We start from the raw sequence: 14,232 nt of genomic DNA, 5'->3' as shown, positions 1-14,232 counted from the left end.
AGGTGTTGCAAGTGACACTAAGATGACAAAGCCGGGCTTGACCCGGCTTATCGGAGTGATTTTGCAGTTTGAACTCTTGCTATTTACTCTGCTGTTTAAATTTTTGTAGGGTCTGCAGCAAGACCGCCAGTTTCGGCAGCAGCGCCTCCAACTGTTCCGGGGTGGGCGCCGTTTCGGCTTCAAGATCCGCTACCGCCTGTGCCAGCTCCTGTACATAAGGGAGGAAGCGATTACTGCATGTGGTAAAGCCTTGCTCTTGGGTAAATACGGCAGAAAACTTTCCATGGCCGGCCTGTTGCAGCTGATCCAGACGGTTATCGGCATCGACAGCCTGACGGTAAGCGGTCTGCAGATTGGCTTTCAGTTGCTCAATGACCTTGGTGTATGGCATAACAGCCTCTAACTGGTGAACTTTGGCTGAAATTATAAGGAACAGGGATGCGCGCAACAAGTCGACTGCTGTGGATCTTCTTCGGATGTGGCTTGCTTTTAAGCGGTATGGCCCAAGCAAGAGATGGCGACAAGCCGCCTTTCCATCAGTTGGAGTTTGCCGGCAAGACGGCTTTTCTCATGGGCTCAGTGCATGTCGGCAAGACCGACTTCTATCCACTGCCAAACCAGATAGAGCAGGCCTATCGCCACGCCGGTGCTCTGGTGCTGGAAGCCGATGTCCGCGATCCTGCGGCGCAGCAGTTGCTGCAGAAGTATGGCTTGAAGGCCGCAACACCTGATGAGGAAACCCAGACGCTGCTGCAGGGATACTGTGGCGGCAAGCCTTTGTGCCGGCAATTGGCTATGATGTCCCCCTGGTTGCAGTCGGTACAGATCAGTATGCAGCGCTTCGTGGAGCTGGGTTATCAACCCAGCCTGGGTGTGGAACAGTATCTGTTGGATGGGGTCGGTGACAGACCCGTGCTGGAGCTGGAAAGTACAGAAATGCAGTTGGCACTGCTGGACTCGCTGGCGCTGGAGTATCAGTGGAGTATGGTGCGGGAGAGCATTCGCGGTGAAGATAGGGAGATCCAGGCGCTGATCACGGCTTGGCGCAGCGGTAATGAAAAAGCGTTGGCCGAGTTGATGTTGCATCAGCTGTCCACCGAAGGTGAAGACGTATTGCTGGAAAAACTGCTGTGGCAGCGTAACCAAGGCATGGCCGAGCGCCTGTTGAGTCTGATGGCTTCCAATCAGGCGCCACTATTTGTGGCCGTCGGTGCCGGGCATCTGGCCGGTAAAAAGAGCTTACTCGAGTATTTGCATAAAGCCGGAGTCAGCAGCCGTAACTGCTGGCGGCAAAGCTGTGATATACCGCCCGGCGAGGCAAACTGAGGCGCTGAGGTCTATACTTGCTGTGCTTGGACACAGGGAGTTGAGATGCAAGGCATTAGCGAGGCGTACAAGGGGTTTGAAGGAACAGTTCGTCAGTGGGATGAACGTTTTGGCAAGGTGGTTGCCAGGGTCGATCCCGGCGATTTTTATATTACAGGTGCCGATGAGTACATTTTTACCCGCTTGGGGTCTTGTGTGGCGGCTTGTATCTGGGACCCTGTACTCGGCATAGGTGGCCTGAATCATTTTCTGTTACCCGAGCGCAAACTTCACGAAGATTGGCACCAACTGACCAGCTACAGCTGCCGCTACGGCAACTGGGCCATGGAGCAGCTGATCAATGCCATACTCTGTGTCGGTGGTCAGCGACACAGATTACAGGCCAAAGTATTCGGCGGTGCCAGAATGGGCCAAAGCAGTGTGCTGAATGTCGGCCAGTCCAACATAGATTTTGTACTACGTTATCTCGAACTCGAGCAGATCCCTGTGCAGGCGGAGGATTTGGGTGGCCCTTGGCCGCGTAAGGTGATGTTTCACCCCAACAGCGGCAAGGTCTTGCTCAAGCACATGGATCCCGAACGCCTAGCGCAGCTGGTGCCGGAAGAGAACCGTTATCTGGATCAGATAGTGGATGGCAAAGATCAACCCTCGATCGAGTTGTTCGGCCCGGATGCCTTGTGAGCAATGAAATGCACGTAGCGGCCCAGAGAAAGATAGGGCTGCTGGCGTGAGTATTTCAGCTCCATCTCCAGCAGTTGCTGGAAGTCGAAATTATCCGGCAAGCTCTTTTTAAGATAGTCATGGATGACTCTTACCCCGGATTCACACCTCAACTCCAGTTGCCACTCGTTAAACCAAGCTTGTACATCGGCTATTTGCAGCGGATGTTTCGGGCTGAGGCGGACTTTTTTGCGGGTCTGCAGATCGGCAGCCACATAGTCGAGATTGCCCGACACCAGGGCGTGAAAGCGCATCGCTTCCTTATTGAAAAACATCAGTGAAAACAGGCCGTCATCTTTCAAGAGTGACAGCAAGCCTGCCAGCGTCCCCTTGGCATCATGCAACCATTCGGCAACCGCATGGCAGAGGATAAGGTCGAACTGGCCCTGTTCCGTTACGTTCAACTCCTGAATGGCGCAGTGCAGCAGTTGAATATCCAAGAGCTCGGCCGAGGCGGCAATCTGCTCTTTGGCTTGTTCCAGCATGGCCGAGGAGATGTCGCAAAGTACTACTTCATGCCCCATGGCCGCCAGTTTCTGACTGAAAAAACCGAAACCGCCACCGGCATCCAGTACTCTGAGTTTACGGCCGGCAAAATAGGGGAGGTGCTCTTGCAGATCACGCCAGAGTACGGCGGCTCTGATCTGCCCTTTGGGGGTTCCATAGATATTGTTGGCGAACTTTTGCGCCAGCTTGTCAAAGTTCTGATCTTGCACTTTGGAGGGTTCTGAATGACTTGAAGGCATATAGTGTCTCACAAGCCGCAGCCCTTGGCATCAGGCCCAAGCGCTTATGGCGGACAGATCGCAAAATCATAGATAGCTCCGAAAACGGCAGGGATGAGGTATAATGCTCGGCTTGGAATACTCAAGGTGGGCTTTTTGGTTATGGAATTCAGTGTCGAACTGCGAACAATGCCTTCGTTGTTTTCGCTGTATCGCAAGATTTTTTTCGGGCGAAAGCCTGGCTGGGACAACCAGCCTTTACCTCGTATCAGCGTTAATACTCCCGGCGTGGTTTTGGAGCCCGGCAAGGTGGCCGACTACGCTCAGGTGTGTGGCTTCGAGTTTGATGGCAAAACTCTGCCGCCTACCTATCTGTATGTGATGGCCTTCAGGTTGCATGCGGTGATCTTTACCCATGACGCCATCACTTTTCCTCTGCTGGGAATGATCCACCTGCGTAACCGTATCAGTCAGTTTCGCAGTGTTACCCTTGATGAGCGTTTCGATATCGACTGTCGCCTCACTGACAGCCGAGAGACAGATTCCGGGCTGGAGTTTGACCTTATTTCCAGGGTGACTGTGGCCGGAGAGCTGGTGTGGGAATCCTTGTCTACTTATCTGTATCGCATAGATAAGCCGGGGCGCAGGGCAAGACCACCCAAGGCCGGGGATATTCAGTGGGAAAACCCCAGTGTCTGGGAGTTGGGTGACGACTTGGGGCGGCGTTATGCCAGAGCCTCGGGTGACTATAACCTGATCCATCTGCATCCCTTGCTTTCCAAGCGTTTTGGTTTCGACCGGGTGCTGGCCCATGGCATGTGGTCCAAGGCCCGCTGCGTGGCTCAGTTGATGCCTGAGCTGGGCAATAGGCCCTGTGTCATTGACGTGGCGTTCAAGTTGCCGCTGTTTATGCCGGCCAGTGTCTGCTTCTGTGCCGAGGCCATGGAGCAGGGCTATAAGTTTGAACTCAGAGATCAGAAAGGGCGCAGGCCGCATCTTTGTGGTGAGATCTCCCTGCTCTGAGCTGTCGGGGCCTAGGTTTCCCGCCTTGGCCCCTGTTTGGCTCCATGATTCCTGCGTTCGCTATTTTCCCTCCGTTCGGAAACTGTTTTTCGGCCAATTCCGGTCAGAGATTTCTTGACCCAGATTAAGGTATTGCTGAATAAAGAGGGCTCCGACTTTAGCTTGAAGCCGGAATGGCCTAGTATGCGGGTCCTTTGAGCTATTTGCTTTGGCCCTTGTGGGAGTTTTACTGAATGTTGAAGGACATAGAAATCTCTAGAATGACGCCAAGGCGTCCCATTGAGCATATCGCTACTGAGCTGGGGTTGCGTCCCGGTGAATTCAGCTGTTACGGCGACCACAAGGCAAAAATCCCGCTGTCCTTGCTCGAACGGGTCTATGACTATCTGCCCGGTAAGCTGATTCTGGTGACTGCGATAACGCCTACGTCACACGGTGAAGGCAAGACGGTGACCAGCATAGGTTTGACCCAAGCCCTGCATGCGCTCGAGCACAAGGTCTGCGCCTGTTTGCGCCAGCCCAGTATGGGGCCGGTCTTTGGCGTCAAGGGTGGGGCTGCCGGCGGTGGTTATGCCCAGATAGTGCCGATGGAAGAACTGAATTTGCATCTTACCGGGGACATTCACGCCATTACCAGCGCCCACAACCTGGCCGCAGCCGCGCTGGATGCCAGGCTGCATCACGAGCAACGCCTCGGGGCGGCAGAGTTCAGCCGTCGCAGTGGCTTGGATGCGCTCAATATCGATCCGGAAAAGCTCTTTTGGCACAGGGTGATGGATCACAATGATCGCAGCCTGCGGCAAATTCAGGTAGGGCTGGGAAATAACAATGGCCCTGAGCATGAGTCTGGCTTTGATATCACCGCCGCCTCGGAGCTGATGGCCATTTTGGCCCTGAGTCGCGATCTTGCCGATATGCGCCGCCGTGTCGGCCTGGTGTTGCTGGCACTCGATACCTCCGGACAGGCCATCACAGCCGAGCGGCTCGGGGTTGCCGGTGCCATGTGCGCCATTTTGCGTCAGGCGCTGGAGCCGACATTGATGCAGACCCTCAACGGCGCCCCTTGTCTTATCCACACAGGGCCTTTTGCCAATATCGCCCATGGCAACTCCTCTATCATTGCCGACGAAATGGCGCTGAAACTCAGCGACTATGTGGTCACTGAAGGCGGCTTTGGCTCGGATATGGGCTTTGAGAAGTTCTGCAACATCAAGGCGCCGATTTCCGGGCGTCAGCCAGATTGCACCGTCTTGGTGGCGACCTTGAGAGCGCTTAAGAGTAATGCCGGGCTCAAGGGGGAGGCAGTAAGCCGGCCTAACCAACAGGCACTGGAGCAGGGCTTTGCCAACCTGGCCTGGCACCTGGCCAATGTGCACCGCTACGGCACACCTGTGGTGGTGGCCGTCAACCGTTTCCCCGAGGATACCGAGCAGGAGCTTGAGTGGCTGAGACAGGCCTGCCTCGCCGAGGGCGCCGATGCTTGTGAACTCAGTGAGGCCTTTGCCCTAGGTGCCGATGGCGCCAAGGCCCTGGCCGAGTCGGTATTGGCAGCCATAGGCAAGGGCGATGGCTTCAAGCCTCTCTATGACCCTTCGCTTGGACTCGAGGCCAGTCTGGCAACTCTGGCCGAGCTTGGTTATGGCGCTGCCGGGGTTGAGTTGTCGGCCAAGGCCCGTGAGCAACTGGCCGAGATCCGGCGTCTTGGCGCAGACAAGTTGCCTGTGTGTATGGCCAAGACGCCTATGTCTATCAGTCACGATCCCAAACTCAAGGGGGCGCCCAGCGGTTTTACTTTGCCTATTACTGAGCTTAGGCTTAACGCCGGAGCCGGTTTTGTCACCGCCTTGGTGGGCAAGGTGATGACAATGCCTGGGCTGGGTTTGAACCCAGGCTACCTGCATATCGATATCAATGAGCAGGGTGAAGTGATAGGGCTTTAACTCGACAATTACAAAGGGCGCAGATGCGCCCTTTGTTGTATTGGATACTGCCGCGCCGATTTAACCGCGATAGAAGTGTACGTCCCGCTGCGGGAATGGAATGCTGATCCCTTCCTCGTCGAAACGCATCTTCACCGCCCGGGTAATGTCCCAGTAAACTTCCCAATAGTCTTCCGGCCTGACCCAGGGGCGCACCACAAAGTCCACCGAGGATTCGCCCAAGAGGTGCAGTTTAACCGTAGGCTCAGGGTGCTTAAGTACTTTGGGATGCTCTTGCACCAGTTGCTCCAGCACGGCTTCGGCCTGTTCAATATTATCGCTGTAGCTGATGCCGAAGGTCATATCTACCCGTCTGTGATGCTCGGCGGTGATATTGTTGATGGTATCGCCCCAAATTTTGTTGTTGGGAATGATCAGCCGCTGGTTGTCCAGGGTCTTGATGGTGGTAGATACCAGGCTCATATGGCTGACTCTGCCTGTGACTCCGGCGGCATGGATCAGATCTCCCACATCGAAGGGACGATAGATAAGGATCATCATCCCTGAGGCGAAGTTGGACAGGGTATCCTGCAGCGCAAAACCGATAATTACCCCGGCAATACCGAAACCGGCCAGTAGTGGGCCGAGTTCGAATCCAAGCTGTGACAAGGCTATCAGCAGTCCCAGGGTGAAAATAATCTTGCCGGAAAGCGAGGTGAAGAAGTCTTGCAGCAGCTTGCTGAACTTGAGCTTGGAGTTACTGACCGCCTTGGCGACGATTCGCTTGGTTAATTTGGCCAGCAAGACGGTAAGTAGCAAGATAAACAAGAAGATAAATATCTTGAACAGTATATCCGGCCCGCCTTCAATCAACTGCGCCTTGGCGATATCAAACCATTGTCCGGCCAGACTGGAGACGATATCGATATTGAGGACGTCCTGGGTGATATCTCCGGAAATGGCAAACAGGGTCTTTTTCAGATCGCTGGTATCTACATCCAGTTTATCCAGCATGCCTATCACTGCACTCAGGCTGCTGCTGTTGTTTTCCAACCGCTCTTTCAGCAGGGTCAAGGTCTTGCTCTGCTCGCTGCTGATATCTTTGCCCGCCAGCGCATTTTCGGCCATTTGCACGCCCAACTGCTGCTGGTTGTAGCTCACCAGACTTTCGAGCAACTCGGCTCTGACGATAAGACGTTGCTTGAGTGATTCTTTCGCCTGGCTGACATCCTGTCCCAGTTGCTCTGACCAATTGAGCAGTTCCAGCAAGCCTTTTTGAATTTCATCCTTTTCCAGGCTGCGGCGGGAGATCTCAAGCATCAGCTGTTGATCTTCCCCTTTGCCGAGCTTGCCCTGCAGCGACATTATCTCCTTGTCGAGATATTGCACCATCTCCTGCAGGAGTTGCCGCTGCGCTTGCAGGTGCGGCAAAACATTCACCTTGGCATTCTGTTCTGCGCTCTTGTCGCCAATGGCATCTATGCTCTCTTTGAGTTTATTTCTTTGTGCCAGAGTCAGCGCCTTGATCCTAAACTCAGTCACCGCCTTGAGTTCGCCCTTGGCACTGCGAAGCTGTTGGATATTTTGTCTTATGGTTTGCTGCATCAAAGTGAGCTGCTCGGTAGCGAGCGGTTCGGGTTCAGATGCGAAAGATTGCCAGGAAAGAGATAAACACAACACGAGCAAGAGAGTTCTAACCATGTTTTTGTCCGATTTTTATCTGTATTTTTGAAGTGTTGGAGTCAATAAATATGACACGAAATGTCCCATGACGCCCAAAAAGCTCGCGGATTTGTGGTTTTTCACTCATGGGAGATATAAGGCAGACGCCAGCTTTGCTAGAATAGCGCCCCTTTGTTGAGCTCGCCGGAGAACGCTCGAGTGCTATGTTCCAATTGCAATAAAACCTTTAATGTTTCTCAGATAGCCCGGCAGCGGGGCAGTGGCTTTTCCGCGCAGATCCAGTGTCCTCATTGTGAAGCCTGGCTTGGGAAGACGCCTTGGTTATTGAAATTGAAACTGGTGGGTTTTTATCTGGGGGCGGCTGCGGCTATCTGTGCCTGGTTGGTTCCAGAGACCAGACACTTCGGGATACCTGTCGCAATCCTTGGGCTGATCGTCTTGCTGATCAGCCACCTGATGGATCATCTTCACACGGTTGAAGCGCCGGTTAAAGTTGAAGAGGATGATTCGGCGCAGCGGCAGAAGTATCGCTGAGGGCTCAGTCTACCACCTGTACCTGATTGGCCAGGGAGGTTTCTACGTAATAGATGCCGCCCAAAATGGCGCCGCAAAACAGAATGGCAAACAGGATAATCCCCAGGTTATTTTTGAGAAATGCCAACATAGCTTTTCCTTTGGTTAGGCTGCTCCCATGGGCGGGCCCGCGCGAGCACAAAGAGTATAGGGTAAACCTTAACCGGCTGAGCTTAAGCAGAACTTAATCTCAGCCAGGCCTGTAAGCTGTAATTAGCGCCGAAACCTTGGCGCCGTTACATATCTTGTAACTTTTAGTTTCAGCTTCGCCTTGTTAACCTTGTTGCAACCTCGGGGTAGGCTGGCTTACACTAGCGCCGGATCTATCTGGGGGATGTTAGGTTTGGATATCGCTGTTCGTACAAGAAGCACTATTGCCATATGGCTTGCCGCTATACTGGTGCTCTTGTCTGTGGCTGCATCGGCCCACAGCATTTCCCATCTCGAAGAGGGTCACAAGACCCACTGTACCCTCTGTTTCCATCAGCATCAGCTGAACAAGCTCATGCCCGGCACCGGGCTGCATCTGGATGCTGTCAAACAATCCTATATCAGAGTCAGTTTTACGGCTCCTTCCAGGCAGGCGACCCACGTTCGCCTGTTTAACAGTCGTGCTCCACCTGTAACAGCCTGAATTTAAAGAGACATCTATTTAAATTTTGCTATCGACCGCATGGAATTGCGGTGCGATGACTGCTGTATTTCAGGAGCTAAAATGACTGTTTTTTCAACTCGTATTTCGCCTCTGGCCTTGGCCTGTGGCTTGGTTTCCACCTGTGCAATGGCCCAGGACCCTACGCTGACCAATCCGGCGATCAGTGCGGTTTTGGATGGCTATTATCAAACGGCGGATCGTCCCATGGCCGAGCGCCAGGAAGGTTTTGGTCTAGGGGAAACCGAACTGGCGCTCAGCGCCAATATTGACGATATGTTTTACGGCAAACTCACCACCACCATAGAAAATCATGATGGTGATACCGAAGTGAATCTGGAAGAGGCTTTTATTCAGACCTTGGCGATGCCGGCAGGGTTTGCGGTGCGCGCCGGACGTTTCTTGTCTGATGTGGGCTATCTCAATAACCAACATCCCCACACAGACGCCTTTACCGACAGACCGGCGGCTTACCGTGCCTTCCTGGGCAATCATTACTTCGATGATGGTATCCGCTTGAACTATGTGGCGCCGACAGACCTTTACTGGGTAATGGGGCTGGAAGCTTTCAAGGGCGACAAGATGCGTGCCGAGGATGAACACGGCGAGCGCGAGTTCAAGGATGTGGGTGTTTATACCGCTTACACCAAGATAGGTGGCGATATAGGGACAGACAGCTCCTGGCAGTTGGGGCTGTCCTATCTGCGCAATGAAAATGGCCGCATGACCCCTTTTGAAGAGCACGCGGGTGAGGAAGAGGAGCATGATCACGGCCACGACCATGAAGGTCACAGCCATGGTGCCTCTTATACGGGTGAAAACACCTATATTGCCGACTTTGTTTATAAGTGGGCACCCAACGGCAACTACAAGTATCAGCACCTGACTGTGAGTGGTGAATATTTCCGGGTGGCAGATTTCGTTGCCGAGGCCGAGCATGAGCATCACGAGGATGAACACGCCCATGCAGAGCCGAAAGATTACCATCAGGGCTGGTATCTGAGCGGTGTCTACCAATGGAGCCCCAGCTGGTCTACCGGGATCCGCTACGGCGAGCTGGATACCCAGCAGGCCCACGACGATCATTTCCACGGTCAGAAGCTGAAAGAAACCGAAGTTAGCCTGGCTTGGCATCACAGCCACTTCTCTACCGTAAGACTGCAGTACACCAATCAGCGTGGCACTAATTTCGACGGTATCGAAGACGACAATGTTATCACTCTGCAATACGTTATGACTCTGGGGGCCCACGGTGCGCATCAATTCTAAATTTGTCGGCCTGGCCACGGCCGCTTTGACTCTGGTGGCCAGTTGGCAGGCTCAGGCCAGCCTGAATATTTTTGCCTGTGAACCTGAATATGCCGCGTTGGCCAAGAGCTTGGCGCCGGATGCGGACATCTATTCGGCCACAACCGCCTTGCAGGATCCTCACCAGGTGCAGGCTCGACCCAGTTTAATCGCCAAGATGCGCCAGGCTGATCTGGCGGTCTGCGCCGGTGCGGATCTGGAAATCGGTTGGTTGCCTATGCTGCAGATGAAATCTTCCAACGCCAAGGTGCGCTCTACGGATCAGGGGCTGTTTTTTGCAGCCGATCAGGTTGAGACCCTGGATAAGCTGGATTCGGTCGACCGCAGCATGGGGGATGTGCACGCCAAGGGGAATCCGCATCTGCACTTTGACCCGTATCGGATGCTGGATATCGCCAAGGCGCTGAGCGCCAAGCTGGTGGCCCTGGACCCTCAAGGAAAAGCCGATTACGAGGCTGCGCTCAAGGCATTCAGCGAGCGTTGGCAGCAGGCTATTCCCAAGTGGGAAGCCGAAGCGGCATCACTCAAGGGCAAGAAGGTTATCGCCTATCACACCAGTTTCCGCTATCTGTTCAACTGGTTGGGAGTTTCTCAGGTCGCGGATCTCGAGCCCAAGCCCGGGTTGCCCCCCAGCAGTTCACACTTGGCTTCGCTGCTTGAGCGGGCAGGGCAAGGGGATGTCAGTGCCGTGGTAGTGGCATCCTATCAGGATGAACGTGGCGCCAACTGGTTGGGTGAAAGAGCCAAGTTGCCTGTATTGGTATTGCCCATGTCGGTCGGTGGTAACGCCCAGAGTCAGGATCTTTTCAGCCTGTATGACAGCGCCATCTCGCTGCTCAAGAGCGTGAATTGATTATGGACAGCGGACTGTTCAGCATACTCTTGCCGGCCTTTGCGGCCGGCCTGCTGGTGCTCTCAACCCATGTGGTATTGGGGCGCCAGGTGTTGAAGCGCGGGATCATCTTTATCGATCTGGCGATTGCCCAAGTGGCGGCTCTGGGGGCGATAGTGGCGCATCTTAACCATGATCTGGAGGATATTCCTTATTCTCATGTATGGATGCCGGCATTGTTTGCCCTGGCCGGGGCCGGAGTCATAGCCTGGTTGTCACGTAAGATGGCCTCTGAGCTGGAGGCCATGATCGGCTGCTTCTACGTGTTGGCCGCTGTGGCTGCCATGTTGCTGCTCTCCAACGACCCCCATGGTGCCGAGCTGCTCAAGCAACTGATGTCGGGACAGATCCTTTGGGTCAACTGGCCACAACTGATCTTGCCGGCACTGGTTTATGCTCTGGTGTTGGGGCTATTGCTGTGGCGCCCGTCTTTGCTCAATGGCGCCGTGTTTTATCCCCTGTTTGCCCTGGTGATAACCCTGTCGGTGGAGCTGGTGGGTGTCTATCTGGTGTTCAGCACCTTGATCCTGCCTGCACTGGCGCTGAATAAATACAGCGGCCGTTTCGCGCTTGGCTGGGCCTATCTGGTCGGGGTATTGGGTTATGTCGCCGGTCTGTGGGCCTCGGCGAGTTATGACCTGCCTAGTGGGGCCGCCATAGTGGCAACTCTGGCACTGAGCGCTCTGCTGTTCCGTGTGCTGCTTGGCTTCAGCGGCCGCCGCTGAGACTGGCGAGATTGAATGCGGCCCCAGTGGCCGCATTTTTTTATGCTGTTAAAAATCAGCGCACAGATGTAAACAAAAGATTGAGCCACAGCAGGCCTGTAGCTATACTGTCCGCCGTTGCATAAGTGGAGTAAATTTATGCTGTTGATAGTCCGTTCTCTGCTGCTGGCGGTACTCTTATTGCTGGCCTTTGTTTTTGGTGGCATTTTTTGCATCTTGCGTCCAAGACACAGAGACAATGTACACCTGTTTGCCCGACTGTTTTCGGCGGTAGCGCCTATACTGGGTGTTAAAGTCATAGTGCGTGCAGGCAAAACCAACCCGGGTGAGCCCTGTATCTTTCTGGCGAACCATCAAAATAATTTCGATATGTTTACCCACACAGCAGCGGTTCCCAAAGGCACTGTCAGCCTGGGAAAGAAGAGCCTGTTGTGGATGCCGCTGTTTGGTCAGCTTTATTGGCTTTCGGGTAATATTCTCATCGACCGTAAAAACCGTACCCGCGCCTTTGAAACCATGGCCGAGACGGCGCGTAAGATCAAAGAGAAATGCCTCTCTGTATGGATATTTCCTGAAGGCACCCGCAGTCGCGGTCGCGGCTTGCTGCCCTTCAAGGCTGGGGCATTTCATACCGCCATAGCCGCCGGAGTGCCTATGGTACCGGTACTGGCTTCCAATCAGTGCCATATCAAGCTCAACCGCTGGAACAATGGCGTGGTGATCATTGAGATGATGGAGCCGGTGGCGACCAAAGGCCTAAGCAAGGCCAATGTTAAAGAGTTGTCCGATAAGGTCCATGCCACCATGGCCAGCAAACTGAAACAACTCAATGCCGAGGCGGCAGCACTTATGGGTAAAACTGTGCCCGCGGATATCGTATAATACCCTCTGACCTATTTTTTCGGAGACAAGCATGTCCATTGAACGTCTGTTGCAGGCACAGAAGCAGGAAAACCGTGACATTATTCAGTCCTTGCTGGATGACGGTTCTGAGGCCGATGCTGAATACACCATAGAACACCATTTTTCGTCCACTAACTTTGACCGCCTGGAAAAGGCCGCAGTCGATGCCTTTAAATTGGGCTTTGAGGTTAACGATGCCGAAGAGGTGGAACTGGATGATGGTAGTTTGATTTTCTGTTTTGACGCCATTGCCTACCACCAACTGGAAGCCGAACTTCTGGATAAGGCCTGTGAGCAGTTGCTGCAGCTGGCGGTCAAGCATAAGGTTGACTATGACGGCTGGGGCACCTATTACATAGGTGACGAGCTGGAAGATGAAGACGACGAAGAGCAGGACTAAGTCCTGTTACCAATAAAAACACCGGGTTCTTGGCCCGGTGTTTTTGTCTCTGGCGGTTTTGCCGGCAGATTTATTTTCAGTTGTAGTCGACCGGCTTCTCGCCAATAACGACCGGGAGCTCTATCTGTTTACCGGCGCGGATCACCTGCAGGGTGACCTTGGTACCTGGGGTGGTCTCGGCAATCCTGTCCATCAGCATATAGATGCGGGTAACCTCTTCACCCTGATACTGAGTGATCACATCTCTGGGCCTCAGACCGGCCAGTGCTGCCGGGCCATTGGGTTCTATGCCGGTTACCACTACGCCGCGAAGATCCGGCAAGTTAAGTATTTGCGCCACAACCGGGCTGACGTCTTCACCCGAGATCCCCAGAGCCCCGCGAATAACCCGGCCGTCCTTGATCAGTTTGCCCATGACAGCGTAGGCCAGCTTGATGGGAATGGCGAAGTTGATGCCATGGCCACCCCCTTCACCGCCTATCTGGAAGGCGGCAGTGTTGATGCCTATCAGGCCGCCATGGGTGTCTATCAGGGCGCCACCCGAGTTACCGGCATTGATGGCGGCATCGGTTTGCAGAAAGTCCAGGTAGCCTGTGCTCAGGCCGTTACGACCTGTGGCACTGATGATCCCCTGGGTAATGGTTTGCCCCAGGTTATAGGGGTTACCTATGGCAAGCACCACATCGCCCACTTGAGGTGGGCTGTCGAGGTTAACCGGTACTACTGGCAGGTTATCCCCCTGGATCTCCAGCACGGCCAGGTCGGTTTCAGGATCCTGACCGACTACCTCTGCACCGAATTTTCGGCCATCCTGCAATGCCACCACAATTTCATCGGCCTTCTTGACCACATGATAGTTAGTGAGAATGTAGCCTTCCTTGCTCATGATGACGCCTGAGCCCAAGCCCTGCAGAGAGCCGCCATTTAGAGGCCGGCTCTGGTTGATACTCAGGCTATAGATATTCACTACCGCCGGCGCGGCGCGGCGTACCGCCTTGGCAAAGGACAGCTCTGCACCACTGTTTCCCCTGAACTGCAACAGGTTGCCACCGAGATTGCCTTCGCCCATAAAACGGTTGGCCAGCAGAAAGACGGCTGCCATTACCAGGCCAAAGACCACAGCTTTGCAGATATAGATCAGGGTTTCTTTCATTATGATGACATTGCTGAATATTAAAAAAGGCTCGTTAGATTAGCATGTTTCTTGCTCTTGCGAACAATAGTCAAGGCTCAGGAAGTCAATTTTGCCCTGAATTGGGCACCGGAAATAGAAAAAGCGGGGTTATCCCTAATGCCGTTCACTTAGTGTGAACGGCATTTTTCTTAGGCTTAATGGGATACTTGTTTTTACTCATTTTTAACGCACGTGGATAGGCTCTATCC

General features: G+C 53.9%; 16 protein-coding genes. 11 read left to right on the top strand and 5 right to left on the bottom strand.

Going from position 1 to position 14,232, the window contains the following annotated elements; all coding sequences use genetic code 11:
- Window positions 1-79: 79 nt before the first annotated feature.
- Window positions 80-391 carry a hypothetical protein gene (locus tag ACMHXI_RS19150; protein ID WP_025009323.1) on the bottom strand — a complete coding sequence of 104 codons (312 nt, stop codon included), beginning with the start codon at window positions 389-391 and terminating at the stop codon, window positions 80-82.
- A 47-nt stretch (window positions 392-438) separates the two neighbouring features.
- Between ACMHXI_RS19150 and ACMHXI_RS19145 the strand changes: the two genes are divergently transcribed.
- Complete coding sequence (locus ACMHXI_RS19145; RefSeq protein ID WP_208185510.1) at window positions 439-1,326, top strand: TraB/GumN family protein; 888 nt, start codon at window positions 439-441, stop codon at window positions 1,324-1,326.
- Window positions 1,327-1,371: 45 nt separating this feature from the next.
- Entirely contained in the window at window positions 1,372-2,007 is a 636-nt protein-coding gene (locus tag ACMHXI_RS19140) for a chemotaxis protein CheD (RefSeq protein ID WP_025009325.1), read from the top strand.
- Here the strand turns inward: ACMHXI_RS19140 and ACMHXI_RS19135 are convergent.
- Window positions 1,968-2,762 (bottom strand): methyltransferase domain-containing protein, encoded by a 795-nt coding sequence (locus ACMHXI_RS19135; RefSeq protein ID WP_107352450.1) that lies wholly within the window; start codon window positions 2,760-2,762, stop codon window positions 1,968-1,970. The two genes, ACMHXI_RS19140 and ACMHXI_RS19135, sit on opposite strands and share 40 nt — an antisense overlap.
- Before the next feature lie 198 nt (window positions 2,763-2,960).
- Here ACMHXI_RS19135 and ACMHXI_RS19130 point away from each other — a divergent pair, with 198 nt between their 5' ends.
- Entirely contained in the window at window positions 2,961-3,794 is an 834-nt protein-coding gene (locus ACMHXI_RS19130; RefSeq protein WP_107110230.1) for a MaoC/PaaZ C-terminal domain-containing protein, read from the top strand.
- Between the two features lie 233 nt (window positions 3,795-4,027).
- On the top strand, window positions 4,028-5,734 hold the full coding sequence (locus tag ACMHXI_RS19125) for a formate--tetrahydrofolate ligase (RefSeq protein WP_413735832.1): 1,707 nt from the start codon (window positions 4,028-4,030) through the stop codon (window positions 5,732-5,734).
- A 60-nt stretch (window positions 5,735-5,794) separates the two neighbouring features.
- On the opposite strand, the gene ACMHXI_RS19120 is transcribed toward ACMHXI_RS19125, so the two are convergent.
- Complete coding sequence (locus tag ACMHXI_RS19120) at window positions 5,795-7,414, bottom strand: mechanosensitive ion channel family protein (RefSeq protein WP_107110178.1); 1,620 nt, start codon at window positions 7,412-7,414, stop codon at window positions 5,795-5,797.
- A 180-nt stretch (window positions 7,415-7,594) separates the two neighbouring features.
- Between ACMHXI_RS19120 and ACMHXI_RS19115 the strand changes: the two genes are divergently transcribed.
- Window positions 7,595-7,930: a hypothetical protein gene (locus ACMHXI_RS19115; protein ID WP_025886860.1), complete on the top strand. Its 336-nt coding sequence runs from the start codon at window positions 7,595-7,597 to the stop codon at window positions 7,928-7,930.
- A gap of 4 nt (window positions 7,931-7,934) precedes the next feature.
- Here ACMHXI_RS19115 and ACMHXI_RS19110 read toward each other — a convergent pair whose 3' ends face one another.
- Window positions 7,935-8,060, bottom strand: a complete 126-nt coding sequence (locus tag ACMHXI_RS19110) for a hypothetical protein (protein ID WP_037436329.1) — start codon at window positions 8,058-8,060, stop codon at window positions 7,935-7,937.
- A gap of 243 nt (window positions 8,061-8,303) precedes the next feature.
- On the opposite strand from ACMHXI_RS19110, the gene ACMHXI_RS19105 reads away from it, so the two are divergent.
- The 6 genes from ACMHXI_RS19105 to rraB all read left to right on the top strand — a co-directional run bounded on the left by ACMHXI_RS19105 (window position 8,304) and on the right by rraB (window position 12,849).
- Window positions 8,304-8,603 carry a hypothetical protein gene (locus ACMHXI_RS19105; RefSeq protein ID WP_144133909.1) on the top strand — a complete coding sequence of 100 codons (300 nt, stop codon included), beginning with the start codon at window positions 8,304-8,306 and terminating at the stop codon, window positions 8,601-8,603.
- Window positions 8,604-8,684: 81 nt separating this feature from the next.
- Window positions 8,685-9,890 (top strand): hypothetical protein, encoded by a 1,206-nt coding sequence (locus ACMHXI_RS19100; protein ID WP_025009327.1) that lies wholly within the window; start codon window positions 8,685-8,687, stop codon window positions 9,888-9,890.
- Complete coding sequence (locus ACMHXI_RS19095) at window positions 9,874-10,782, top strand: metal ABC transporter solute-binding protein, Zn/Mn family (protein WP_025009328.1); 909 nt, start codon at window positions 9,874-9,876, stop codon at window positions 10,780-10,782. Before ACMHXI_RS19100 ends, ACMHXI_RS19095 begins: the two co-directional genes overlap by 17 nt.
- A 2-nt stretch (window positions 10,783-10,784) precedes the next feature.
- Complete coding sequence (locus ACMHXI_RS19090) at window positions 10,785-11,546, top strand: metal ABC transporter permease (RefSeq protein ID WP_093982046.1); 762 nt, start codon at window positions 10,785-10,787, stop codon at window positions 11,544-11,546.
- Window positions 11,547-11,684: 138 nt separating this feature from the next.
- Entirely contained in the window at window positions 11,685-12,428 is a 744-nt protein-coding gene (locus tag ACMHXI_RS19085) for a 1-acylglycerol-3-phosphate O-acyltransferase (RefSeq protein WP_025009330.1), read from the top strand.
- Window positions 12,429-12,459: 31 nt separating this feature from the next.
- Complete coding sequence (rraB, locus tag ACMHXI_RS19080) at window positions 12,460-12,849, top strand: ribonuclease E inhibitor RraB (RefSeq protein WP_025009331.1); 390 nt, start codon at window positions 12,460-12,462, stop codon at window positions 12,847-12,849.
- A gap of 76 nt (window positions 12,850-12,925) precedes the next feature.
- Here the strand turns inward: rraB and degS are convergent, their stop codons facing one another.
- On the bottom strand, window positions 12,926-14,008 hold the full coding sequence (degS, locus tag ACMHXI_RS19075) for an outer membrane-stress sensor serine endopeptidase DegS (protein ID WP_062793558.1): 1,083 nt from the start codon (window positions 14,006-14,008) through the stop codon (window positions 12,926-12,928).
- Window positions 14,009-14,232 lie beyond the last annotated feature (224 nt).

The organism is Shewanella sp. BJSY2023SW005, from assembly GCF_047314585.1.
Taxonomy (GTDB): domain Bacteria; phylum Pseudomonadota; class Gammaproteobacteria; order Enterobacterales; family Shewanellaceae; genus Shewanella; species Shewanella algae.
The sequence above is the reverse complement of the archived record's forward strand: the minus strand, read 5'-3'. Positions and strand labels throughout refer to the sequence as shown.

What these genes read in the sequence shown, in the direction of transcription:
- ACMHXI_RS19150 (WP_025009323.1), bottom strand. Translation starts at nt 391, where the DNA reads ATGCCATACACCAAGGTCATTGAGCAACTGAAAGCCAATCTGCAGACC.
- ACMHXI_RS19145 (WP_208185510.1), top strand. Translation starts at nt 439, where the DNA reads ATGCGCGCAACAAGTCGACTGCTGTGGATCTTCTTCGGATGTGGCTTG.
- ACMHXI_RS19140 (WP_025009325.1), top strand. Translation starts at nt 1,372, where the DNA reads ATGCAAGGCATTAGCGAGGCGTACAAGGGGTTTGAAGGAACAGTTCGT.
- ACMHXI_RS19130 (WP_107110230.1), top strand. Translation starts at nt 2,961, where the DNA reads ATGCCTTCGTTGTTTTCGCTGTATCGCAAGATTTTTTTCGGGCGAAAG.
- ACMHXI_RS19125 (WP_413735832.1), top strand. Translation starts at nt 4,028, where the DNA reads ATGTTGAAGGACATAGAAATCTCTAGAATGACGCCAAGGCGTCCCATT.
- ACMHXI_RS19120 (WP_107110178.1), bottom strand. Translation starts at nt 7,414, where the DNA reads ATGGTTAGAACTCTCTTGCTCGTGTTGTGTTTATCTCTTTCCTGGCAA.
- ACMHXI_RS19110 (WP_037436329.1), bottom strand. Translation starts at nt 8,060, where the DNA reads ATGTTGGCATTTCTCAAAAATAACCTGGGGATTATCCTGTTTGCCATT.
- ACMHXI_RS19105 (WP_144133909.1), top strand. Translation starts at nt 8,304, where the DNA reads ATGTTAGGTTTGGATATCGCTGTTCGTACAAGAAGCACTATTGCCATA.
- ACMHXI_RS19100 (WP_025009327.1), top strand. Translation starts at nt 8,685, where the DNA reads ATGACTGTTTTTTCAACTCGTATTTCGCCTCTGGCCTTGGCCTGTGGC.
- ACMHXI_RS19090 (WP_093982046.1), top strand. Translation starts at nt 10,785, where the DNA reads ATGGACAGCGGACTGTTCAGCATACTCTTGCCGGCCTTTGCGGCCGGC.
- ACMHXI_RS19085 (WP_025009330.1), top strand. Translation starts at nt 11,685, where the DNA reads ATGCTGTTGATAGTCCGTTCTCTGCTGCTGGCGGTACTCTTATTGCTG.
- rraB (WP_025009331.1), top strand. Translation starts at nt 12,460, where the DNA reads ATGTCCATTGAACGTCTGTTGCAGGCACAGAAGCAGGAAAACCGTGAC.